Source organism: Streptomyces sp. NPDC051172 (assembly GCF_040682555.1).
Classification (GTDB): Bacteria; Actinomycetota; Actinomycetes; order Streptomycetales; family Streptomycetaceae; genus Streptomyces.
Genome location: NZ_JBFBBE010000025.1, coordinates 39037 through 61995, shown reverse-complemented (window position 1 = coordinate 61995; position 22959 = coordinate 39037). Strand labels below are relative to the sequence as shown.

Sequence of the window (22959 nt, the reverse complement as noted above, 5' to 3'; positions counted from 1 at the left end):
GTCATATTCAGCAAGCACCTGAAATGGGACCGGACCAAGGGGTACCCTCGGCTCCATTTGCACACTCGGCGGCCGTTCGAACACGCCACGTCACGACGTACGGGCGTACGAAAACCACTCACCGTGACGAGTGAAGATCAGGTTCCGCGACGGTGGGTCAGATGCCGGCGATCCGCAGCGCCGCGTCCGCCGTGGCCTCGGCGAACACCGACACCGGACGTTCGGGGTCGGAGCGGTGCACGAGGATCACGCCCTCGATCAGACCGAACAACAGGTCCGTACGGAGGTCGAGCTCGTTCTTGGCGAGCGCGCTCCCGGCGGCCGTTCCGGCGAGCAACTGCCGGTAGGCGTCCTTGAGTTCGGCGCGCACGGCATGGAAGCCGGCGAACCGCTCGGCCCGCACCTCGGGCAGCAGATACAGCCCGCCGAGGTTGTGGGGGCCGCCGCACAGCAGCTCCACGTCCGTCCGGCACAGCTCCCACAGCCGGCCCTCGGGCGGGGTCGCGTCGTCGGCGAGGAGCTGTCGGGCGTAGGCCAGTGAGGGCGTGACCGTGGACTCCAGCAACTCGGCGAGGAGTTCCTCCTTGCCGGAGACGTAGTGGTACATGGAGGCCTGCCGCATCCCCGCGCGCTCGGCGACCGCGCGGGTGGTGGTGGCCGCGTACCCACGGGTGGTGAACAACTCGGCGGCGGCCGCGAGCAGTTCGTCGCGCGGCTGCAGACCACTGTCCGGCCGTTGCGCGGCCCGCGGCCTGCCGACCCGGCGGCCGCCTCCTCCACCCGGCGTTCCCATGCGTTCGATCCTCGCACACGGCGGGGCGGGACGATCTCCGGGCGAGCCGGGGACCGGCCCGGTGAGGGCTCGGTAACCCGCCGGCAACGCGTGGGCAATGCCCGTGACCCGACCGGCTCCTAATTTCTGTCGGGCGACAGAAACAACCCCGGAAGAGACGACACCGGAGCCGGAGGTCCCGCGATGGCGACAGCGACCACATATGGAGCCCGCGACCACGCACGCGCCCAGGAGGGCACACACGCCGAGGCCATGCCCGTCGTCCCGGCGGCCGACTGGCCCGACCCGCCCTGCGCGGCGGGCCATCTGGTGTGGGCCGAGACAGTGGCGGGCGGCAACTACACCCACCGGGTGCTCGCCCGCGGCACCGAGCTGCGCCTGACCGACCTCAACGGCGAGGCCTGCGCCCATCTGCTGCTGTTCGTGGCCGACCGGCCCTGGGAGCGGCTGAACGTCGCCGACACGGTGAAGGTCCAGTGGAACGCCTACCTGGGCGAGGGCCGGCTCCTGCTGTCCGACCAGGGGCGCGTGCTCGCGAGTGTGGTCGCCGACACCTCCGGGCGGCACGACGCGCTGTGCGGCACCTCCACCCTCGTACGCAACACGGAGCGGTACGGCGACGGCACCCCGCAGTCCGCCACCCCCGCGGGCCGCGAGCTGTTCAAGCTGGCGGCCGCGAAGAACGGCCTGCAGCCGCGCGACCTGCCGCCGTCGCTGTCGTTCTTCCAGGGCGTGCAGGTGCGTGAGGACGGCGCCCTGGACTTCACGGGATCCACCGGCCCCGGCGGCAGCGTGACACTCCGCGCCGAACAGGACGTCACCGTACTGATCGCCAATGTGCCGCACCCGGCCGACCCGCGCCCCGACTACGTCAGCACGCCGCTGGAGGTCCTCGCCTGGCGTGCCGCTCCGACCCCGCCGGGCGACCCGCTGTGGGAGGCCACGCCCGAAGGCCGCCGCGCCTTCCTGAACACCGCCGAATTCCTTGCCGCGAGGGGGCTCGCATGAGCACGACGACCGTGGTTCCCGCCCGCGCCGCCTGGTCCTGCGTGATCCGCACCGGCCAGACGCTGACCGTCACCGACCTGCACGGCAACCAGGCCGTCGACTTCCTCGTCTACGACGCCCACGACACCTCGGTCCGCTACAGCGCCCCCGACACCATCCACGCGCAGGGCAGCATCTTCCTGACCACGGGCAGCGTGCTGATGTCCAACGAGCACACCCCGCTGATGACGCTGACCGCCGACGACGTGGGCCGCCACGACACGGTCGGCGGCGCCTGCTCCAAGGAGTCGAACACCCTCCGCTACGGCCACCACACCTGGTCCCAGCACGCCTGCGTCGACAACTTCCTCGCGGAGGGCGCGAAGCACGGCCTGGGCAAGCGCGACCTCGTCTCCAACATCAACTGGTACATGAACGTGCCCGTCGAGAAGGACGGCACGCTCGGCATCGTCGACGGCCTCTCGGCGCCGGGCCTCACGCTGACCCTGCGCGCCGAGCGCGACGTCCTCGTCCTGGTCTCCAACTGCCCCCAGATCAACAACCCGTGCAACGGCTTCGAGCCGACGGCGGTGGAGATGACGATCGGGGAAGCCGGATGAGCTTCGACACTCTGCTGATCGCCAACCGCGGCGAGATCGCGGTCCGGATCATCCGCACGGCCCGCGAACTCGGCCTGCGCACGGTCGCCGTGTACTCCGATGCGGACCGCTCCGCCCCGCACGTCCGGCTCGCCGACGAGGCGGTGCGGCTCGGCCCTGCGCCCGCGAAGGAGTCGTATCTCGACGCCGATCTGGTGCTGAAGGCGGCCAAGGACACCGGCGCGGGCGCGATCCACCCCGGCTACGGCTTCCTGTCCGAGGACGCGGCCTTCGCGCGCCGCTGCGAGGACGCCGGGATCGTGTTCGTCGGCCCGACGCCCGAGCAGCTGGAGCTGTTCGGCACCAAGCACACGGCACGGGCGGCGGCCGAGGCGGCGGGAGTGCCGCTGGCGCCGGGAACGGGCTTGCTGGCCTCCGTGGACGAGGCGCTCGCACAGGCCGCCGTGATCGGCTACCCGGTCATGCTCAAGGCGACCGGCGGTGGCGGCGGCATCGGCATGTCGGCATGTCGGTCCGCCGATGAACTGACCGACGCCTGGGAGCGGGTGCAGCGCGTCGCCGCCGCCTCCTTCTCCTCGGCCGGTGTCTTCCTGGAGCGGCTCGTCGAGCACGCCCGCCATGTCGAGGTGCAGGTCTTCGGCGACGGCGAGGGCCGGATCGTCACCTTCGGCGACCGCGACTGCTCCCTCCAGCGCCGCAACCAGAAAGTGCTGGAAGAGGCCCCCGCCCCGGGTCTCCCTGCCCGCATACGCGAGCAACTCGCAGCGAGCGCCCGGGACCTGTGCGCCTCCGTCGGCTACCGCTCCGCCGGCACCGTCGAGTTCGTCTACGACGCCGCCCGCGAGGAGGCGTACTTCCTCGAGGTCAACACCCGCCTCCAGGTGGAGCATCCGGTCACGGAGGAGATCTACGGCGTCGACCTCGTCGCCTGGATGCTGCGCCTGGCCCGCGGCGAGTCCCACGTCGTACGCGAACCGGGCACCCCTCGCGGCCACGCCGTCGAGGCCCGCCTCTACGCCGAGGACCCCTCACGCGAACACCGGCCCGGCGCGGGCCTGCTGACGCGGGTCGAGTTCCCGCCCGGCGTCCGCGTCGACGGCTGGGTGGAGACCGGCACCGAGGTGACGACGTCGTACGACCCGATGCTCGCCAAGGTCATCGCCTACGGCCCCGACCGCGCCCACGCGCTCCAGCGACTGGACCAGGCGCTGGCCCGCACCCGCGTCGACGGCATCGAGACCAATCTGGGCCTGGTCCGCGCGGCGCTGGACCACCCCGACTTCAGGGCCGCCGGTCACTCCACGGCGACGCTGGCCTCGGTGACCGACCCGACACCGCGCATCGAGGTCGTCTCCGGCGGCACCCTCACCACCGTGCAGGACTGGCCGGGCCGCACCGGATACTGGCAGGTCGGTGTGCCGCCGTGCGGTCCGATGGACGACCTGTCCTTCCGGCTCGGCAACCGTGCGCTCGGCAACCAGGAGGGCGCCCCCGGCCTCGAATGCACGCTCCAGGGGCCCTCGTTGAGGTTCACTCACCCGACGACGGTGTGCGTGACGGGCGCCCCGGCCGAGGTGACGGTCGACGGCACGCCCGTCGCCCAGTGGCAGCCGGTGACGGTGCCCGCAGGGGCCGTCCTGGAGATCGGCGCGCCCGCACAGCACGGCCTGCGCACCTACGTGCTCTTCGCCGGCGGCCTGGACGTACCGGCCTTCCTCGGCAGCGCGAGCACCTTCACGCTGGGCCGGTTCGGCGGACACGGCGGCCGGGCGCTGCGCACGGGCGACGTGCTGCACGGCGGCACGGTCGCCGACGGCACCCCGGTGCCTCCCGCGGACCGCCCGTCCTTCACCGCCGTATGGCACATGGGCGCCGTCGAAGGCCCCCATGCGGCACCGGAGTTCTTCACCGAGGACGACATCCGCGAGTTCTACGCCGCCGACTGGAAGGTGCACTTCAACTCGGCCCGCACCGGCGTCCGGCTGGTCGGCCCCAAGCCGCGCTGGGCCCGCACCGACGGCGGCGAGGCGGGGCTGCACCCGTCCAACATCCACGACACGCCCTACTCGGTCGGCGCCGTCGACTACACCGGCGACATGCCGGTGCTGCTCGGCCCGGACGGCCCCTCGCTCGGCGGGTTCGTCTGCCCGGCGACGGTCCTCAGCGGCGAGCGGTGGAAGCTGGGGCAGCTACGCCCGGGCGACACCGTGCGCTTCGCTCCCGTCACCGTCGACGGCTCGCCCCGCGCGGACATCGTCGACGGCGGCGTACTGGCCCGCGACGGCGACATCACCTACCGCCGCAGCGGCGACGACAACCTGCTCGTCGAATTCGGTCCCATGCAGCTCGACCTGGCGCTGCGCATGCGTGTCCACGCGCTGATGGAGGCGGTGGCCGAGGAGGGCCCCGAAGGCGTCACGGACCTCACACCGGGCATCCGCTCCCTGCAGATCCGGACGGACCCGAACCGCCTCCCGCTCGAGCGGCTTCTCGCCACCGTACGGGAGATCACGGCGACGCTCCCGCCCACCGACGAACTCGTCGTCCCCTCCCGCACCGTCCACCTCCCCCTCTCCTGGGACGACCCGGCGACCCGCGAGGCGATCGCCCGCTACATGGCGGGGGTCCGCGACGACGCCCCCTGGTGCCCGTGGAACATCGAGTTCATCCGCCGGGTCAACGGCCTGGACTCGGTGAACGACGTGTACGACACGGTCTTCGACGCGGAGTACCTCGTACTGGGCCTGGGAGACGTGTACCTGGGCGCGCCCGTGGCGACCCCGCTCGACCCCCGCCACCGCCTGGTGACCACGAAGTACAACCCGGCACGCACCTGGACCGCCGAGAACTCGGTCGGCATCGGCGGGGCCTACCTGTGCATCTACGGCATGGAGGGCCCGGGCGGCTACCAGTTCGTGGGCCGTACGACGCAGGTGTGGTCGGGGTGGCAGCAGCGCGGCGCGTTCGAGCCGGGCTCGCCCTGGCTGCTGCGCTTCTTCGACCGCATCCGGTGGTATCCGGTGGACGCGGACGAACTTCTCGGCCTGCGCGCCGACATCACCTCCGGTCGGTTCGTGCCGCGCATCGAGGAGGGCACCTTCTCGCTCGCCGAGTACCAGGTCTTCCTGGACGAGAACGCCGCGTCGATCGGTGAGTTCCGGGCCCGGCAGCAGAGGGCCTTCGCCGCGGAGCGGGACGCGTGGGAGGCCGCCGGCGAGTTCACCCGGGCCGAGGCGGCGGCCGCACCGGCCGCTCCCCCGGCCGAGGTGACCGTCCCGGCCGGCGGGCGTCTTGTGGAGGCCGAATTCGCCGCTTCCGTGTGGCAGTTGAACGTCGAGCCGGGCGACGAGGTGAGCGCCGGGCAGCCGCTGCTCGCGCTGGAGGCGATGAAGATGGAGTCCAGGGTGCACGCGCCGGTGGACGGCGTGGTGGCTCAGATCCTGGCCCGGCCGGGCGACCAGGTGGAGGCGGGGACGGCACTGCTCGTCCTGGCCCCGGTGGCGTCGCAAGGCGAGCAGGAGTGAACCACACCGAGGAGCAAGAGATGTCCGCTGTGAACCGTGTCCGTGCCGCCTACGCCCGCATCGAGGCGGTGGACCGTCCCGAGATCTGGATCGACCTGCGCCCGCAGGCCGAGGTCGAGGCGGAGGCGGCCGCGATCGACGCCCGCGTGGCGGCGGGTGAGCAACTGCCCCTTGCCGGTCGCCTGTTCGCGGCGAAGGGCAACATCGACGTGGCCGGGCTGCCCACCACCGCGGGCTGCCCGGCATACGCCTACCAGCCGGAGGCGGACGCGCCGGTCGTCGCCCGCCTACGCACGGCGGGCGCGATCGTGCTGGGTACGACGAACCTGGACCAGTTCGCGACGGGCCTGGTGGGCACGCGCTCGCCCCACGGCGCGGTCCGCAACGCGCACGATCCCGCCAGGATCAGCGGCGGCTCCAGCTCCGGCTCGGCCGTCGCCGTGGCCCTGGGCATCGTGGACCTCGCGCTGGGCACGGACACCGCGGGCTCGGGCCGGGTCCCGGCCGCGTTCAACGGCATCGTCGGCCTGAAACCGACCCGCGGTCTGGTCCCGACGGCGGGAGTGGTCCCGGCCTGTGCCTCCATCGACTGTGTGACGGTGTTCGCCCGCACCCTCCCGGAGGCCGAACAGGCGCTGACCTTCATGACCTCACCGCCGGACCGCGAACTCCCACCACTTGCCCAGCGCGCCCCCGGCCCGTGGCGCATCGCGGTCCCGCCGCGACAGCAGCTCGGCGAGCTGGACGAGGGCTGGGCGGAGGCGTACGAGGCGGCGGTACGGCAGTTCGAAGCCGCCGGAGCCGACCTCCGCACCCTCGATCTGACCCCGTTCACCGAGGCCGCGGCGATGCTCTACGAGGGCGCGTTCGTCGCCGAGCGCTACACGGCGGTCGGCAGCTTTGTCGACAAGGCGCTCGCGGACGGTGTCGAGGGCCTGGACCCCACCGTCGCCGGCATCATCACCCGCGCCCGGGACATCCCGGCCCACCGGCTCTACGCCGACACCGACCGGCTGGCCGCCCTGCGCGCCCGCGCCCTCGCGGAACTGGCCGATGCGGACGCGCTGCTGCTGCCCACCACCCCCGGCCATCCGACCCTCGCCGCCGTGGCCGCCGACCCGCTGGGCGCCAACGCCCGCCTGGGCCGCTTCACCAACTCCACCAATCTCTTCGACCTGGCGGCGGCCGCGGTCCCGGCGGGCGAGGTGGACGGCCTGCCGTTCGGCGTGATGCTGATCGGCCCGGCGTTCACGGACGACCGCCTGGCGCGGATCGCCGCACTGCTCCGGCCGGACACCCAGGTGGCGGTGGTGGGCGCGCACCTGACGGGCCAACCCCTCAACCCCCAACTCCTCGCCCTGGGCGCCCGCTTGGACCGTACGACCACCACCGCCCCGGCCTACCGCCTGCACGCCCTGCGCACGACGCCGCCGAAGCCGGGCCTGGTCCACGTCGGCGAGGGCGGCACCGCGATCGAGGCGGAGGTCTGGACCCTCCCCGCGGAGGGCCTGGGCCGCCTGCTGGCAGGCCTCCCCCGCCCGATGACCCTGGGCAGCGTGCAACTGGCGGACGGCACCCACGTCCCCGGCTTCCTGTGCGAACCGTCAGCCCTGGCGGACGCGGAGGACATCACCCCATACGGCGGCTGGCGGGCGTACCTCAGCCGCTGAGCGGGCGGGGCGCGACCAGCCACGATGCGTCGGCAGACGTTCGACGGCCAATCGCGCCCCTGCGGTGGAGCCGCAAGTCGGCACAGGCTGCGGAGCGCTCGGCGCACGCCCCGGACCGCCTCGCGCAGGCGGTCCGGGACGCGGCCTCGACCCCGGCGGGTCAAGCGGCTCAGCCCACCGACGAGTAGGCCACAACCCCCCGCAGCAGCAGGTCGACCGCCTTGCGGGCGTTCTTCGCGACCGTCGAGCTCTCCCCGCCGGAGACGGGAGCCGCCGCCGCGATCTGCCCGAGCACGTCGATGACCTGCTTGCACCACCGCACGAAGTCCCCGGCCGGCATCTCGGCCTCCCGCAGCACCTCGTCGAGCCCCTTGCCGCTGGCCCACATGTAGGCGGCCCAGGCGAACCCGAGGTCCGGTTCCCGCTGCCCCACGCCCTCGGTCTGAGTGATCCCGAAGTCCTCCTCCAGTGCGTCCAGCCGCCCCCAGATCCGCACCATCTCCCCCAGCGCGGCCTTCGCCTTGCCGGAGGGCAGCTTCGGCGCCATGGCGTCGTCGCCCACCCGTGCCTCGTACACCAACGCCGAGACACAGGCGGCCAGTTCGGCAGGGCCGAGCCCGTTCCACACACCCGCCCGCAGGCACTCACTGGCCAGCAGGTCGAGTTCGCCGTACAGCCGTGCCAGCCGCTTGCCGTGCTCGGTGACCTCGTCACCACGCAGGTAGTCCAGCTCGGTCAGCAGCGCCACGATCCGGTCGAAGGTCCGCGCGATGGTGTTCGTGCGGCCCTCGATACGGCGCTCCAGCTGCGAGGTGTCCCGCAGCAGCCGGTGATACCGCTCGGCCCAGCGGGCGTGGTCCTCACGCTCGTCGCACCCATGGCACGGGTGCGCGCGAAGGGCGGTCCGCAGCCTTGCGATCTCGCGGTCGTCGGCCGCCTGGGAACGCTTCTTGCGGGCCCGCTCCGGCGGAATGTGCCCGGCCTTGGTGCGCAACGCGGAGGCGAGGTCCCTGCGGGACTGCGGGGAGCGCGGGTTGAAGGACTTCGGGATGCGCATCCGCTCCAGTGCCTCGACCGGCACCGGGAAGTCCATCGAGGCGAGCCGCTTGACCTGCCGCTCGGCCGTCAGGACCAGCGGACGCGGCCCGTCGTGGTGCTCGAAGCCCCGGTGGCCGTTGGAACGCCCGGCCGGCAGCCCCGGATCCAGCACCAGCGCCAGACCGGCGTACTTGCCCGTCGGCACATGGATGACGTCACCCGGCTTGAGCTTCTCCAGCGCCACGGCGGCCTCGGCACGCCGCTCGGCCGCCCCCTGCCGGACCAGCTCGTTCTCCCGGTCCTTGAGCTCGCGGCGCAGCCGCGCGTACTCCTCGAAGTCGCCGAGGTGGCAGGTCATGGAGGCCTTGTAGCCCTCCAGGCCCTCCTCGTTGCGCTGCACCTGCCGGGAGATCCCGACGACCGACTTGTCGGCCTGGAACTGCGCGAAGGACGTCTCGAGGAGCTCGCGAGAGCGGTGCCTGCCGAACTGCTCGACCAGGTTGACCGCCATGTTGTACGAGGGCTTGAAGCTGGAGCGCAGCGGATAGGTGCGCGTGCCGGCAAGGCCGGCGAGGTGCTCGGGGCTCATCCCCCGCTGCCACAGCACGACGGCGTGTCCCTCGACGTCGATGCCGCGCCGGCCCGCACGGCCGGTCAGCTGCGTGTACTCGCCGGGTGTGATGTCGGCGTGCTGCTCGCCGTTCCACTTGACGAGCTTCTCCAACACCACCGAGCGTGCGGGCATGTTGATGCCGAGCGCGAGGGTCTCGGTGGCGAACACGGCCTTGACCAGCCCGCGTACGAACAGCTCCTCGACGACCTCCTTGAACGTCGGCAGCATGCCCGCGTGATGGGCGGCGATACCGCGCTCCAGGCCCTCCAGCCACTCGTAGTACCCGAGGACGTGCAGGTCCTCGGTGGGGATGGCCGCGGTGCGCTCCTCGACGAGGTCGCGGACCTTCGCGCGCGCCTCGTCGTCGTTGAGCCGCAGCCCGGCGTACAGACACTGCTGCACGGCGGCCTCGCAGGCGGCGCGGCTGAAGATGAAGGTGATGGCGGGCAGCAGACCCTCGGCGTCGAGCCGCTCGATGACCTCTGGTCGCCCGGGGGTCCACACCCGCGAACGCTGTCTGCGCTCCCGCTCACGGTCGGCCTCGCGCATCGCGCGGCCCCGTCTGCGGTCCTGGTACGAGGGGCGCTGGGCCTCCATCCGGGCCAGGCGTGTGAGGTCGGGGTTGACGGCCTTCTTGTTGCCCTCGCCCTCCTCGAACAGGTCGTACATCCGGCGCCCGGCGAGCACGTGCTGGAACAGCGGCACGGGCCGGTGCTCGGAGACGATCACCTCGGTGTCGCCACGGACGGTGTCGAGCCAGTCACCGAACTCCTCGGCGTTGGACACGGTCGCCGACAGGGACACCAGAGTCACCGACTCGGGCAGGTGGATGATCACCTCTTCCCATACGGCGCCGCGGAAGCGGTCGGAGAGGTAGTGCACCTCGTCCATGACCACGTAGCCGAGGCCGAGGAGGGTCTGCGAACCCGCGTACAGCATGTTCCGCAGGACCTCGGTGGTCATCACGACCACCGGGGCGTCGGGGTTGATGCTGTTGTCGCCGGTGAGCAGTCCGACCATGCCGTCTCCGTAACGGCGGCACAGGTCGGCGTACTTCTGGTTGGACAGCGCCTTGATGGGTGTCGTGTAGAAGCACTTCTTGCCCTGCATCAGGGCGAGGTGGACGGCGAACTCGCCCACGATCGTCTTGCCGGAGCCGGTGGGCGCTGCGACCAGCACGCCCTTGCCCGCTTCGAGCGCCTGGCAGGCCTCTATCTGGAAGGGGTCGAGGCCGAAGTCGTACATCTCGCGGAAGGAGGCGAGCGCGGTGGCCTGCTCGGCAGCGCGCCTGCGGGCAGCCGCGTACCGCTCAGCCGGGGAGAGGTCCTCTGTCATCGTGCTTTCGAGCGTACCGGGCCGCACTGACAACAGGACGATCATTATCCGTTCCGGGTCTCTCGACCCGCACAGCACAAGGGCCGGACGGTCTTCCGTCCGGCCCGTTGCTCATGCCGTTGTCCCGCGGTGCTGCTCAGGTGACGTCGTCGTAGCCGTTGACGCTCCCATTGGCCTGCTCGGGCACGCCCGGCGCCGCCGAGACGCGCTCGATATCACCGACGGGTTCCGGTGTCAGGTCGAGGTCGGAGGCCTCGTCGTCGTCCAGCTCGGCGTCGGGATTGGCCCGGCGGCGGCGCCGGTCGTTCAGCATGGCGATGCCGACCGCGATGAAGTACAGGACCACGATGGGCCCGGCCAGCGCGATCATGCCGAAGGGGTCGGTGGTGGGCGTGGCGACCGCTCCGAAGACGAAGACGCCCATGACGACGCCGCGCCACCAGCTGACCATCCTGCGGCCGCTCACGATGCCCGCGAAGTTGAGCATGACCAGGATCAGCGGCAGCTCGAAGGCGCCTCCGAAGATGAGGATCATCCGGACGATGAAGTCCAGGATCTTGTCCATCGGCAGGATGTTCGCCGAGCCGTCGGGCGTGATCCCCAGGAGCACGCGCATGCTGATGGGCAGGATCGTGTACGCGAGCCAGGCGCCGGCCGAGAAGAGCGGGACGGCGGCCGACACGAACCAGTACGTGTACTTGCGCTCGTGCTTGTGCAGGCCCGGTGCCACGAACGCCCAGAGCTGGTAGAGCCAGACCGGGCTGGAGAGCACGATGCCGGCCATGAAGACCACCTTCACCGTGGTGGTGAAGGGGGACAGCAGGTCGGTGTACGCGATGACGGCGCAGTGGCCGCCGGTGGACTCCCCCAGACCCTTCGTGCAGCGGGGCACCGGGTCCATGAGGAAGCGCATCAGCTGGGCGCTGTAAAAGGCAGCCACCACGGATACGACCGTGATGGCCAGCATGCCCTTCGCGAGCCGGTTGCGGAGCTCACGAAGGTGATCCACGAGCGGCATCCGCCCCTCGGGATCCTTTTCCTTCTTGCGGGCAGACTTGAGCAACCCACGTCCTCATCTCGTGCGGCAGGCCGGAGGTGTCCGGCCCTGCGTCAGCGCTTGGTGGTGTCCGTCGGCTCGCTGACCGGGCGCGAGCTGGTCACGTCGCCGGGGGCGGCCTGGATGGTGCGCTGAGCCGGGGGCTGCTCGTCGTTGTTGGGCGGGCCGGCCGGGGTGGCCGTGCTGCTGCCCTCTTCCTTCATCGCCTTGGCCTCGCTCTTGAGGATGCGAGCGGACTTGCCGAGCGAGCGCGCCATGTCGGGAAGCTTCTTCGCGCCGAAAAGCAGGACGACGACGATAAGGATGAGAATGATCTCGGGGGCGCCGAGCCTTCCGAACATAAGTCTTTACCTTCTCACCGAGGCGGCTGGGGTGGGGTGCTGTCCGACCAGTCGGACAAGTGTCCGATCGGCCGTGCTGGCAGCGATCGTAACGCTCAGGGGTGAACGTGAGGCAATCCCCGTGCGTACTCCCGGTCCGCGGTCCGGGCCTCGTTCTCCGGTCCGCGACCAGCAGCGTACCCGCCAGGGTGGCCCCGATGACAGGTCGAAGTGACCCAAACCGCCTGGGGCGCACCACTCACACGCCTCGCACAGCAGCACTCAGAGGGAGTCCACGGCGCGGGCGGTGCTGACGGCCGCCCGTTCGAGGTCCTCGGCGGCCTGGTTGATACGGCGCGCGGAATCCGTGACCTGCCGGCCGAGGCGCTGGGCCTCGACGAACACCCGCACGGCGAACACCCCGAGCACGGCGAGACCCAGGAACCCCACAGCTACCGCGAACATCGGCCAGAACATGACGTCGAGCCTAGACGGTCCGCAAGGTCCTGACCCCGCCGCCGGTCAGCAGCTCGACGATGCGCTCCCCGGCCGGCTTGCGGACCGAGGCGCCGCAGTCGGGGCAGGTGAACGAGTAGAAAGTCGTGCGGCTGGTGGCGCCGATCGCCAGGCGCAGGGCCGCGGCGGCGAGTTCGAAGCTGCCGCGGCAGTCCGGGCAGCCCGCCCTGAACATCACCGGGGTCACGCTTCTCATCCCGGCGAAGGCGGCCGCCACCGACATGCCGCCCGCACCAGACACCGACGACTCGCTCAAAGCCCCTGCTCCTCTTCCCTAGGCCGATCGCCTCCGGGGCCCCGCGGCCGACGCCCCGTCCAGCTCACTCCCGCCCGCCGGACCACCCGTCGTGAACCGCAGGCCCGCCGTGCGGGACCTTCGCCTCGACGCCGTCGTACGCCGCCAGCGCCTCACGGGCCGCCTGGCGGGCACTGTCGGCGAGCTCGGGCGGCGAGACGATCCGGCCGTCCCGCCCGAGCCGCAGCGCCAGCCGCCGCAGCGACGCCGGATCCGGGGTCCGCAGGGTGATACGCAGCCCGCCGTCCGCCAGCTCATCCGCACTGTCGTGCGGGTAGTACTCGGCGACCCAGCGGCCGCCCGGGCCGACCTCGACGACGACTTCCGGGTCCTCGGCGGCCGGCTGCACCAGCGCCTCCGAGAGGTCCCTGAGCTCGATCTCGGGCGGCGCGGACGGCTCGTCGAGGATCCTGATCTCGGCAACCCGGTCGAGCCGGAAGGTGCGGCGCGCCTCGGAGCGCCGGCACCAGGCCTCCACGTACGTGTGCCCGACGCTGACCAGTCGGATGGGGTCGATCTCCCGCTCGGTGAGCTCGTCACGCGCGGGCGAGTAGTAGCGGATCCACAGGCGGCGGCGCTCCGAGATCGCCCTGTCGACGTCGGCGAAGACACCGCCCTCGGCCTCGAAGGTCACCGACAGCCGGGAACTGGCGCCCGCCGCCTCACCGGCCGCGGCCTCCAGTTTGGCGTTGGCCCGCAGCAGCGCCTGCCGGTCGCTCTCCCGCAGCCCGGGCAGCGTGGACACGGCACGGGCTGCCACCAGCAGCGCCGTCGCCTCGTCGGCGGCCAGCCGCAGCGGCTCCGCTGTTTCCTCGCCGAGGGCAGCAGGGTTGTGCCACCAGATGCGCTCGCCGTCGGTGTCGATGTCGAGCAGGTCCCCGCCGCGGAAGCTGGTGCCGCACATGGGCAGCACTTCCAGGTCGGAGACGAGCTCGTCCTCACTGATGCCGAAGGCGCGCGCGACGTCCTCCACCCGGGCCCCGGGACGCTCCTTCAGATACGTCACCAGGGAGAGCATCCGCCGGGTCTGGTCGATGGCGTTCACGGGCCTGGCCGGTTTGCCTGCCACTGTCCTGCTCGCTCCCCCTCAGCCCTTGGCCACGGCACGCAGCCGGTCCACCACGTCCGCGCGCAGCTCGGCCGGCTCGAGGACCACCACGTCCGGCCCGAACTCCACCAGCCAGGCGTCCAGCCCGTGTCCGTACGGAATCTCCAACTCGTCCCAGCCGCCGCAGAGTTCCCGCACCGCGGTGGCCTTCGCCCGAAGGGGGTAGCCCGCGCCCGAGCGCAGCCGGATCAGGGCGGAGCGGTCGGCGGTCTCCCCCGCCCAGCTCGCCACGGTCTCCCGGACGGTGACGACATCGGGAATCTCCGCCGTGAACTGCCCGCTGCGGCTGCGCACCTTGCCGGTGATCCGCGACAGCCGGAAGACCCGCTCGGCGCCCCGGTCGCGGTCCCAGCCGGCCAGATACCAGTGGCCGCGCCAGCACTCCAGCGCCCACGGCTCCACATGCCGGGGCTCGGGGCGGGCGGCGGTGGCCTTGCGGTAGTCGAAGACGACCGGGCGGCGATCGCGGCAGGCCAGCATCAGCGGCTCGAATGCGACCTCGTGCACAGGGATACGGGGCTCCAGGGCGCCGTGCGCCTCGTACGGGTCGACGTCCTCGGGCAGCCCCGCCGCGCGCAGCTTCTGCAGGGCGCCGCTGGCCGCACCGGCGAGCCGGGCCTGCTGCCACACCTTGGCGGCCAGACCGAGAGCGGCGGCCTCCTCGGCGTCGAGCGTGATCGGCGGCAGGCGGTTGCTGTCGCGGCGGGCCAGATAGCCCACCTCGCCGTCGAGGTTCTCCACCGTCTCGATGACCAGGCCGAGTTCGCGCAGATCGTCCTTGTCACGCTCGAACATCCGGCTGAAGGAGTCGTCACTGCCCGCTTCGAGGTAGGCCTCGATGGACTCACGAAGCTCGCGCTTGCTGAGCGGCCGCCGCGTCCCGAGCAGACACAGCGCCAGGTTCATCAGCCGCTCGGCCTTGGCAATGGCCATCGACGCCCTTCGCCTCCCTATGGTGCTTTACGACGATGACCGTACCGCCCCGAAGTGGCGTGGCAAAAGCCGAGGGCCCATGCCCGGACAGGCATGGGCCCCAGGTGATCGGGTCCGGTCGCGGCGCCGATCAGACCGCGACGAGGTCGACCACGAAGATCAGCGTCTCGCCCGGCTTGATCGCCGGGGTCGGGCTCTGGTTGCCGTAGGCGAGGTGGGCGGGGATCGTCAGCTGACGACGGCCGCCGACCTTCATGCCCTGCACGCCGAGGTCCCAGCCCTTGATGACCCGGCCGCCACCGAGCGGGAAGCGGAACGGCGTCCCACGGTTCCAGCTCGCGTCGAACTCCTCACCGGTGCTGAAGGCGACACCCACGTAGTGGACGGTGACGGTCTGGCCCGCCTGCGCCACAGCGCCGTCGCCCTCCCAGATGTCCTTGATCTCGAGGTCCGCCGGGGGCTCGCCGCCCGGGAAGTCGATCTCGGGCTTCTCGATGCTCACGTCTCTAGCTCCTGCTTGTCTGCGGAAAGGCAACACGCACAGTCTTACATCACCGAGCGGTTACATCTTGGCCAGGATGTCGACCGTGAAGACGAGCACGGAGTCCTTCTTGATGCCGCTGCCGGCCGGCGGCTTGTCCCCGTAGCCCAGCTTCGGCGGGATCACGATGAGGACCCGGCTGCCGACCTTCTTGCCGGTCAGGCCCTGCCCCCAGCCCTTGACGACCTGCTGCAGCCCGAACGACGTCAGCGCCCCCCGGCTGTACGTCGAGTCGAACTCCTTGCCCGAGTCCCAGAACACACCCTTGTACTGCACGAGCACACTGTCCTGCGCGCCGACCACGGGGCCGTCGCCCTCGATGATGTAGTTCGCCACCAGCGTGGTGGGCGCGGGCTTCCTGGGTACGTCGATGGAGGGCGCCGCGCCGTCGGTGTTGGTGCCGACCTTGGGCAGCGCCGCGTCCTTCTGCGCCACGTGCGTGCCCTTGGCGGAGCTCTTGGCGTTGAACGTGGCCTGCACGTCCACCACGAACACCAGCGTGTCGGTGCCCTTGATGCCCGCCTGCGAGTTGCCCGACGTGCCGTACCCCCAGGTGGGCGGGACGGCCATCTGGACACGGCTGCCGGCCTTCTTGCCCGTCAGGCCGTACCGCCAGCCGTCGATGATGCTGCCCTCGGCGAGCTGGATGATCAGCGGCGTCTTGCGGTCGTAGGAGTTGTCGAAGACCTTCGCCGTGTTCCAGACCTGGCCGAGGTAGTGGGCCTGCACATAGTCGTTCTCCGCGACCGTCTTCCCCCCGCCCGCGATGAGCGTCTTGACCGCGAGGTTCTTCGACGGCTGGCCGGGGCCCTTGGCGACGGTCGGCTTCTCACCGAACTTCGTGCCCGCCGTGATCGCCGGCAGCGGCCCGTCGACGATCTTCGGCGGCGGCGCGGCGGACGTGGCCGTTGCGGAGGGCGACGGACTCGCTTCGGCCTTGCTCGAGGCGGACTTGTTGTCACCGCATCCGGCGAGTGTGACCAGTCCTGCGGGTACGGCGATGAGAAGGGAGCGTCGGCGCACGGTAAAGGCCTCGTATCGGTCGATCTTGTGGATGGCGTGCGCGCAACTCTACGGCGTGAGAAGGGCGCCGTACGGGAAACGTACGGCGCCCGTGTTGCGTTCCGGCCTTTCACCGGAACGCGTTGTTCACATAGCTCACATTCCTGCGATCAGCTTCTCCACCCGGTCGTCCACGGAACGGAACGGGTCCTTGCACAACACCGTCCGCTGCGCCTGGTCGTTGAGCTTCAGATGGACCCAGTCGACCGTGAAGTCCCGGCGCTGTTCCTGAGCCCTGCGGATGAAGTCACCGCGCAGCCGGGCCCGAGTGGTCTGCGGCGGAACGGACTTGCCCTCGAAGATCTTCAAGTCGTTGCAGATCCGCGCCGCTTGGCCCTTCCTCTCGAGCAGGTAGTACAGGCCACGACGACGGTGAATGTCGTGGTAGGCGAGGTCTATCTGCGCGACCCTCGGATGCGACATGGTCATGTTGTGCTTGGCCCGGTACCGCTCGATGAGCTTGTACTTCATCACCCAGTCGATCTCGGTGCCGATCCGGTCGAGGTCCTCGGCCTCGATCGCGTCCAGCGTGCGGCCCCACAGCTCCAGGACCTGCTCGACGGTGCCGGTGCGGATGCCGCGACGCTCGCAGAAGTCCACGGCCTTCTCGTAGTACTCGCGCTGCACCTCGAGGGCGGACGCCTCGCGGCCGCTCGCCAGACGCACCTTGCGCCGGCCCGTGATGTCATGGCTGACCTCACGGATCGCCCGGATCGGGTTCTCCAGGGTCAGGTCCCGCATCACCGTGCCCGCCTCGATCATGCGCAGCACCAGGTCGGTCGCCCCGACCTTGAGTAGCATGGTCGTCTCGGACATGTTCGAGTCGCCCACGATGACATGCAGGCGGCGGTAGCGCTCGGCGTCCGCGTGCGGCTCGTCGCGCGTGTTGATGATCGGCCTCGAACGGGTCGTCGCCGAGGAGACGCCCTCCCAGATGTGCTCGGCCCGCTGGCTGACGCAGTACACCGCGCCCCGCGGGGTCTGCAGCACCTTGCCGGCACCGCACAGAAGCTGCCTCGTGACGAGGAACGGGATGAGAATGTCCGCGAGCCGGGAGAACTCCCCGTGGCGTGCGACGAGATAGTTCTCGTGGCAGCCGTAGGAGTTGCCCGCCGAGTCGGTGTTGTTCTTGAAGAGGTAGACGTCGCCCGCGATTCCCTCCTCGTGCAGGCGTCGTTCGGCGTCCACCAGGAGTCCTTCGAGAATGCGCTCGCCCGCTTTGTCGTGGGTGACCAGTTCGGTCACGTTGTCACATTCCGGTGTCGCGTATTCCGGATGTGAGCCCACGTCGAGATAGAGGCGGGCGCCGTTTCGCAGAAAGACATTGCTGCTGCGGCCCCATGACACGACACGGCGGAAGAGGTACCGCGCCACCTCGTCGGGAGACAGGCGGCGCTGTCCCCTGAACGTACACGTGACGCCGTACTCGTTCTCCAGCCCGAAAATGCGGCGGTCCATGACTGAACATTACGCCCGATCCCCTGAGCTGAAACGGGGTTCGACGGCACGGTTTGGATCATTTTCCGATGAAGCCGCAACCACCACACGCCCCGCGGGAGCTGCAAGGACCCGCCCGGTGGCCAGCAGAACCAGCAGCGCCACGGCCCCCGCGACACCCGGCACGGCGAACCCCCACACCGCCCCGCCCCGCTCGACGACCGGGCCCGCCAGGCCCGTTCCCACCGAGGAACCCACTGTGAACGTCGTCACAATCCACGAGAACGCCTCGGTGACCGTCCCGCGCGGCGCATGCCGGTCGACGAGGACGAACGCACACGCGAGACACGGCGCGAGGAAGAGCCCCGCAACCGCCGCGAGCACCGTCATCGCCACCGGACCCGGCATCAGAGTGAGCGGCAGATAACACACCGCCAGAAGCGCCACCAGCACCCGCAGTCGCCGCTCCGGCGCACCACTCCACTGCCGCGCCCCGTACGCCGTACCACCCACGAGAGCCCCGAGGCCGATCGCCGCCATCAGCCAGCCGTACACCGCATCCCCGCCGTGGCCGTCCGCATACGCCACGGCCGCGACCGCAATGGAGCCGAGCGCCATCCCCACCGCCAGAAACGCACCCAGCAGCACCAGCAGTCCCGGCGAGCGCAGCGCACCCAGCCAGTGCGCCGCACGCGGCGCCGAACGCCACTCCCGTGAAGGCGGCGACAGCACCACCGACAAGGCGCCCAGCACCCCGACGACATTGACGAGCACCAGTGCCACCTGCGCCGACCACAGCGACACGCACAGCGTCACCAGCAACGGGCCGACGGTGAACATGACTTCCTGGGCGACGGCATCCAACGCGTACGCCGTCTGCACCTGACCCTCGCCGGGCAGCACCGACGACCACAGCGCCCGCAGACCGCCCTCCAGGGGAGGCGTGAACAGCCCGGCAAGCGCCACGCACACGTACGCGAGCGCCGGCGGATCGATGCCGACGAAGGCAAACCCGGACATGGCCAGCGCGGAACCGAGCGCGGCGGGCAGCTGGACACGTGGCTGCCCGTACAGATCCACCAGCCGCCCCAGCAACGGCTGCCCGACGGCGTTGGCGACCCCGTACACCGCCGCGAGCGCCCCGGCCAGGCTGTAGCTTCCGCCCTCCGCCCGCACGAACAGCACCACCGCGATCGGGGCGACCGCACACGGCAGCCGGCCCACCAGCGTGCCGGCGAGCAGACGCGCGGCGTACCGAGCCCTGAGGATCTCCACGTATCCCGCAGCCATGTCCGCTTCCCCTCACCCGTGCCGACGCCGGAGGTTTTACGTATAACCTCCGTTCTCATACGTACCATGTGCGCTGTTCACGAGTCCAGACGACCAGGAGCGAGCCGAAGGGCCGAAGCGCCCCCTAGGCGAACGACCGGAAGACAAGGAGCAGGCCCACGGTGGCACCCGGCAGCACCCGCCCCACCAGCCGCGACGTCGCCCAGGCCGCCGGGGTCTCCCAGGCCGCGGTCTCCCTGGTACTCGGCGACAAATGGCGCGGCCGCGTCTCACAGGCCACCGCCGAACGCGTCCGCGAAGCCGCCCGCGACCTCGGCTACCGGCCCAACCTCGCCGCCCGCAACCTCCGCCTGGGCCGCACCCGCACCGTCCTCCTCGTGGTCCCGGCCCTGACCACGGAGTTCTTCGCCGGCGTGTACACAGGCGCCGCCCGCGTCGCCGCCGACCACGGCTTCGGCGTCGTCCTCTACCCCTCCCCCGAAGGCATCGGCCCCGCCCGCGACCCCTTCGCCTCCGCCCAGGCCGCCCTCGACGGCGTCATCGCCTCCTCCATGGCCGCCGACGCCCTCACCGCCATCCGCGGCGACCAACTCCCCCTCGTGATGCTCGACAGCGACCCGAAGGGCAGCCTCGGCGCGGCCACCGTGAACCTCGACATCGCGGACGGCGTCAGACAGGTCGCCGAACACCTGTTGGGCCTGGGCCACCGCCACTTCCTGCACCTGGCGGCGGACGTGGCGTCCTGGACCTTCGAGGTACGCGCCCATGAACTGGCCGCCCGGGTCGGCGCCGTCCCGGACACATCCGTACGGACCACCCGCGCACCGATCTCCATCGAAGGCGCCCTGACCGCCGCCGAAGCAGCCCTGTCCGCCCCGGGACCCCGGCCCACCGCCCTGGTCTGCGACGACGACAAACTCGCCGCCGGCGCCTACAAAGCCGCCCGCCGACTCGGCCTGCGCATCCCCGACGACATCTCCGTCACCGGCCTCGACGACCTCGCCCTCGCCACCGCCCTCGACCCCGAACTCACGACCGTACGCCTGGACGCCGAGCTCTTCGGCGAACGCGGCATGAGGGCCCTGCTGGCCGTCCTGGAAGGGCGCGAGCCCGAGGCGGGCGACATCCCCGTGGAACTGGTCGTACGGGGCTCGACGGCCCCGCCCGGCACCCCCTGAACGCCCTGTGCCCCGGCCGCATCGACGACCGGGGCACACAAGGAGCGGAATGAGGGGAGGCGGGACTACTCCTCGTCCGAGCCCTCCTCCGCACTGCTCTCGGCCTCAGTGGCCGCTCCGTCGGCCTCCAGGAGCCGGGAGAGCTGACGGCCCACGATCCGCTTGAACTTCCGCGCCTGCGGCCGCGTACGGTCCAGCACCGCGACCTCCAGACGCTCGGCGGGAATCTCCCGCTGCGTGCCGTTCGTATCGCGGGACAGCGCCTGCACGGCCAGCTTCAGCCCCTCCGCGAGAGACATGCCCTCACGGTGCTGCTGATCGAGATAGGTGCTGATCTGCTCAGAATTGCCACCGACGGCGACCGACCCATGCTCGTCCACGATCGACCCGTCATGCGGCAACCGATAAATCTGATCACCCTCGGGCGTCTCCCCGACCTCGGCGACGACCAGCTCCACCTCGTACGGCTTCTCGGCCGCACTGGAGAAGATCGTGCCCAGCGTCTGGGCATACACGTTCGCAAGGCCGCGAGCCGTCACATCATCACGGTCATAGGTGTAACCACGAAGATCGGCATACCGCACACCACCGATCCGCAGATTCTCGTACTCGTTGTACTTGCCGGCGGCCGCAAAGCCGATCCGGTCATAGATCTCGCTGAACTTGTGCAGCGCACGGGACGGGTTCTCGCCGACAAAGACGATGCCGTCGGCATACTGCAACACGACCAGGCTGCGACCACGGGCGATGCCCTTACGGGCGTACTCCGCCCGGTCGGCCATGGCCTGCTGGGGTGAGACATAGAACGGCGTCGACACCGGTTATCCGTCCCTTTCTGTCGAAGTCACGCGATCACCTTCACAAGAGCCGGTCACCCGGCTACAGCAGCGCGGCCCGCGGACCGTCGGGCTGCTCCAGCCGCCGCTCCAGGATCGAACGGGCGATCTCGGAGGACTCGTCCTCGGTCAGCCGGCGGAAACCGTCCTCGGTGATCACGGTCACGATCGGATAGATCCGGCGGGCGACATCGGGACCACCGGTCGCCGAGTCGTCGTCAGCCGCGTCATACAGGGCCTGCACGACAAGCGTCGTGGCCTGATCCTCGCTCAGGTCGTCACGGAAGAGCTTCTTCATGGCACCGCGCGCGAAGATCGAACCGGAGCCCGTGGCCGCATACCCGTGCTCCTCGGAGCGGCCGCCCGTCACGTCATAGGAGAAGATGCGCCCCTTCTCACGGTCCACGTCATAACCGGCGAAGAGGGGAACCACGGCCAGGCCCTGCATGGCCATGCCGAGGTTGGAACGGATCATGGTCGAAAGACGGTTCGCCTTGCCCTCCAGCGAGAGCTGCGCCCCCTCGACCTTCTCGAAGTGCTCCAGCTCCAGCTGGAACAGCTTGACCATCTCGACAGCCAGGCCGGCGGTACCGGCGATGCCCACCGCCGAGTACTCATCGGCCGGGAACACCTTCTCGATGTCCCGCTGCGCGATGATGTTGCCCATGGTGGCGCGACGGTCACCGGCAAGCACGACACCGCCCGGGAAGGTCACGGCCACGATGGTCGTGCCGTGCGGCGCCTCGATGACGCCCTGCGTCGGGGGCAGCTGCCGGTTGCCCGGCAGCATCTCCGGCTGGTGCTCGGACAGGAAGTCCATGAAGGACGACGACCCAGGCGTCAGGAAGGCAGCTGGTAGACGCCCGGTGCTACGAGTGTTGGCTTCCACGCGATTCCTTCCACGTAAGCAGCAGCCCGCCTTATGGCATCGGGCCGATCCTTGAACTGCCCCAGTGCGGCATTGCAGCTGAAGCACAGTACGCCTCGGACCCTACCCGTCTTGCGGCAGTGATCCACATGTTCGGCCGGGGCGGACAAACATATGCAGCAGACGCCCCCTTGAGAGGCGATCAACTCGTCACGTTCGGCTTCGGTGATGCCGTACTGGCGCTTCAAATGGCCTTGCCGCCCCTGAATCGCCCGGCACGCCTTGCAGCGCGTCGACAGGCCGTCGGACGCGGTCGCGTTGCGGTGCCATTCGCTATGCGGCTTCACTTCTCCGCACGTCCGGCAGAGCTTGTGGCCGGCAGGAACATCTACCTTCTCGCGCACCGGCTTACCGAGGGCCTCCCGGCGGCGCCGGTAGTGCGCGGCACTGTACTCCGCCACGCACTCCCGGCAATGCACCTGGAGGCCGTCACTCCGATTCTTGTCACGCGCGAATGCAGCAAGCGGCAGGTCCCGCTTGCATTTCCTGCACCGCTTCGCGTCCGGATCGCCAGCCACCCTCATCCCCCGCCACCTTCAATTCGAAGGTAAAAGTGGCCCAGCGACCTTTACTGCCCACCTTTTTGCACGAAGCTTCGCACGAAATCCTCGGCATTTTCCTCGAGTACGTCATCGATCTCGTCCAGCACAGAGTCGACGTCGTCGCTCAACTTCTCCTGCCGCTCCTTGAGATCGTCCGAAGCCTGCGCATCCTGTGCCTGCTCCTCGACCTCCTCCGTGGAGCGCGTCGCCTTCTGCTGGCCGCCGCCGGTGTCCTTGGTCGCCATAACCCCTCACCCCGCTCGGTTCGACGTTCTTGATCAGACCCTACAAGCAGGGTCTGACATCGGCCCCGCAGTTGCTACAACGTACGGGGAC

At 70.3% G+C, this 22959-nt stretch carries 21 protein-coding genes; 5 read left to right on the top strand and 16 right to left on the bottom strand.

Annotation, left to right across the window (positions count from 1 at the left end):
• Positions 1-157: 157 nt before the first annotated feature.
• Positions 158-793, bottom strand: coding sequence for a helix-turn-helix domain-containing protein (locus AB0N07_RS17685; protein ID WP_365835876.1), 636 nt, complete (start codon positions 791-793; stop codon positions 158-160).
• Positions 794-976: 183 nt separating this feature from the next.
• Between AB0N07_RS17685 and AB0N07_RS17680 the strand changes: the two genes are divergently transcribed.
• From AB0N07_RS17680 to atzF, 4 genes are read left to right on the top strand one after another with little or no spacing between them, the layout of a single operon-like run.
• A complete protein-coding gene (locus AB0N07_RS17680; RefSeq protein WP_365835874.1) occupies positions 977-1801 on the top strand; it encodes an urea amidolyase associated protein UAAP1 in 825 nt (274 codons plus the stop codon).
• A complete protein-coding gene (locus AB0N07_RS17675) occupies positions 1798-2400 on the top strand; it encodes an urea amidolyase associated protein UAAP2 (RefSeq protein WP_365835872.1) in 603 nt (200 codons plus the stop codon). The genes AB0N07_RS17680 and AB0N07_RS17675 overlap by 4 nt, the downstream gene beginning before the upstream one ends.
• Positions 2397-5924: a 5-oxoprolinase/urea amidolyase family protein gene (locus AB0N07_RS17670; protein ID WP_365835870.1), complete on the top strand. Its 3528-nt coding sequence runs from the start codon at positions 2397-2399 to the stop codon at positions 5922-5924. The genes AB0N07_RS17675 and AB0N07_RS17670 overlap by 4 nt, the downstream gene beginning before the upstream one ends.
• Positions 5921-7594 carry an allophanate hydrolase gene (gene atzF / locus AB0N07_RS17665; RefSeq protein ID WP_365835867.1) on the top strand — a complete coding sequence of 558 codons (1674 nt, stop codon included), beginning with the start codon at positions 5921-5923 and terminating at the stop codon, positions 7592-7594. The genes AB0N07_RS17670 and atzF overlap by 4 nt, the downstream gene beginning before the upstream one ends.
• Positions 7595-7763: 169 nt before the next feature.
• Here atzF and AB0N07_RS17660 read toward each other — a convergent pair whose 3' ends face one another.
• The 11 genes from AB0N07_RS17660 to AB0N07_RS17610 form a co-directional block, all read right to left on the bottom strand.
• A complete protein-coding gene (locus tag AB0N07_RS17660) occupies positions 7764-10625 on the bottom strand; it encodes a DEAD/DEAH box helicase (RefSeq protein WP_365835865.1) in 2862 nt (953 codons plus the stop codon).
• Between the two features lie 91 nt (positions 10626-10716).
• Entirely contained in the window at positions 10717-11598 is an 882-nt protein-coding gene (tatC, locus tag AB0N07_RS17655) for a twin-arginine translocase subunit TatC (protein ID WP_365835954.1), read from the bottom strand.
• A 92-nt stretch (positions 11599-11690) separates the two neighbouring features.
• Positions 11691-11978: a Sec-independent protein translocase subunit TatA gene (tatA, locus tag AB0N07_RS17650; protein WP_030945949.1), complete on the bottom strand. Its 288-nt coding sequence runs from the start codon at positions 11976-11978 to the stop codon at positions 11691-11693.
• A gap of 261 nt (positions 11979-12239) precedes the next feature.
• The gene (locus AB0N07_RS17645) at positions 12240-12434 is read right to left on the bottom strand and encodes a hypothetical protein (protein ID WP_115909189.1); all 195 of its coding nucleotides are present in this window, start codon (positions 12432-12434) and stop codon (positions 12240-12242) included.
• A gap of 10 nt (positions 12435-12444) precedes the next feature.
• Positions 12445-12729: a hypothetical protein gene (locus AB0N07_RS17640; RefSeq protein ID WP_365835862.1), complete on the bottom strand. Its 285-nt coding sequence runs from the start codon at positions 12727-12729 to the stop codon at positions 12445-12447.
• Positions 12730-12793: 64 nt separating this feature from the next.
• A complete protein-coding gene (locus AB0N07_RS17635) occupies positions 12794-13837 on the bottom strand; it encodes a WYL domain-containing protein (RefSeq protein ID WP_365835860.1) in 1044 nt (347 codons plus the stop codon).
• A gap of 18 nt (positions 13838-13855) precedes the next feature.
• Positions 13856-14809 (bottom strand): WYL domain-containing protein, encoded by a 954-nt coding sequence (locus AB0N07_RS17630; RefSeq protein ID WP_365835857.1) that lies wholly within the window; start codon positions 14807-14809, stop codon positions 13856-13858.
• A gap of 130 nt (positions 14810-14939) precedes the next feature.
• Positions 14940-15311 (bottom strand): FKBP-type peptidyl-prolyl cis-trans isomerase, encoded by a 372-nt coding sequence (locus tag AB0N07_RS17625; RefSeq protein WP_030945962.1) that lies wholly within the window; start codon positions 15309-15311, stop codon positions 14940-14942.
• Positions 15312-15371: 60 nt separating this feature from the next.
• Positions 15372-16373, bottom strand: coding sequence for an FKBP-type peptidyl-prolyl cis-trans isomerase (locus AB0N07_RS17620; protein ID WP_365835855.1), 1002 nt, complete (start codon positions 16371-16373; stop codon positions 15372-15374).
• A 135-nt stretch (positions 16374-16508) separates the two neighbouring features.
• Entirely contained in the window at positions 16509-17870 is a 1362-nt protein-coding gene (gene pafA / locus AB0N07_RS17615) for a Pup--protein ligase (RefSeq protein WP_059196529.1), read from the bottom strand.
• A 9-nt stretch (positions 17871-17879) separates the two neighbouring features.
• The gene (locus AB0N07_RS17610) at positions 17880-19139 is read right to left on the bottom strand and encodes an MFS transporter (RefSeq protein ID WP_365835853.1); all 1260 of its coding nucleotides are present in this window, start codon (positions 19137-19139) and stop codon (positions 17880-17882) included.
• 161 nt (positions 19140-19300) lie between these two features.
• Between AB0N07_RS17610 and AB0N07_RS17605 the strand changes: the two genes are divergently transcribed.
• On the top strand, positions 19301-20317 hold the full coding sequence (locus AB0N07_RS17605; protein WP_365835851.1) for a LacI family DNA-binding transcriptional regulator: 1017 nt from the start codon (positions 19301-19303) through the stop codon (positions 20315-20317).
• Between the two features lie 65 nt (positions 20318-20382).
• Here AB0N07_RS17605 and prcA read toward each other — a convergent pair whose 3' ends face one another.
• The 4 genes from prcA to AB0N07_RS17585 all read right to left on the bottom strand — a co-directional run bounded on the left by prcA (position 20383) and on the right by AB0N07_RS17585 (position 22868).
• On the bottom strand, positions 20383-21135 hold the full coding sequence (gene prcA, locus AB0N07_RS17600; protein ID WP_351466197.1) for a proteasome subunit alpha: 753 nt from the start codon (positions 21133-21135) through the stop codon (positions 20383-20385).
• Between the two features lie 61 nt (positions 21136-21196).
• On the bottom strand, positions 21197-22042 hold the full coding sequence (prcB, locus tag AB0N07_RS17595) for a proteasome subunit beta (RefSeq protein WP_365835848.1): 846 nt from the start codon (positions 22040-22042) through the stop codon (positions 21197-21199).
• On the bottom strand, positions 21994-22605 hold the full coding sequence (locus AB0N07_RS17590) for an endonuclease VII domain-containing protein (RefSeq protein ID WP_365835846.1): 612 nt from the start codon (positions 22603-22605) through the stop codon (positions 21994-21996). The genes prcB and AB0N07_RS17590 overlap by 49 nt, the downstream gene beginning before the upstream one ends.
• Positions 22606-22649: 44 nt before the next feature.
• Positions 22650-22868, bottom strand: coding sequence for a ubiquitin-like protein Pup (locus AB0N07_RS17585; RefSeq protein ID WP_108011740.1), 219 nt, complete (start codon positions 22866-22868; stop codon positions 22650-22652).
• Positions 22869-22959: the final 91 nt, after the last annotated feature.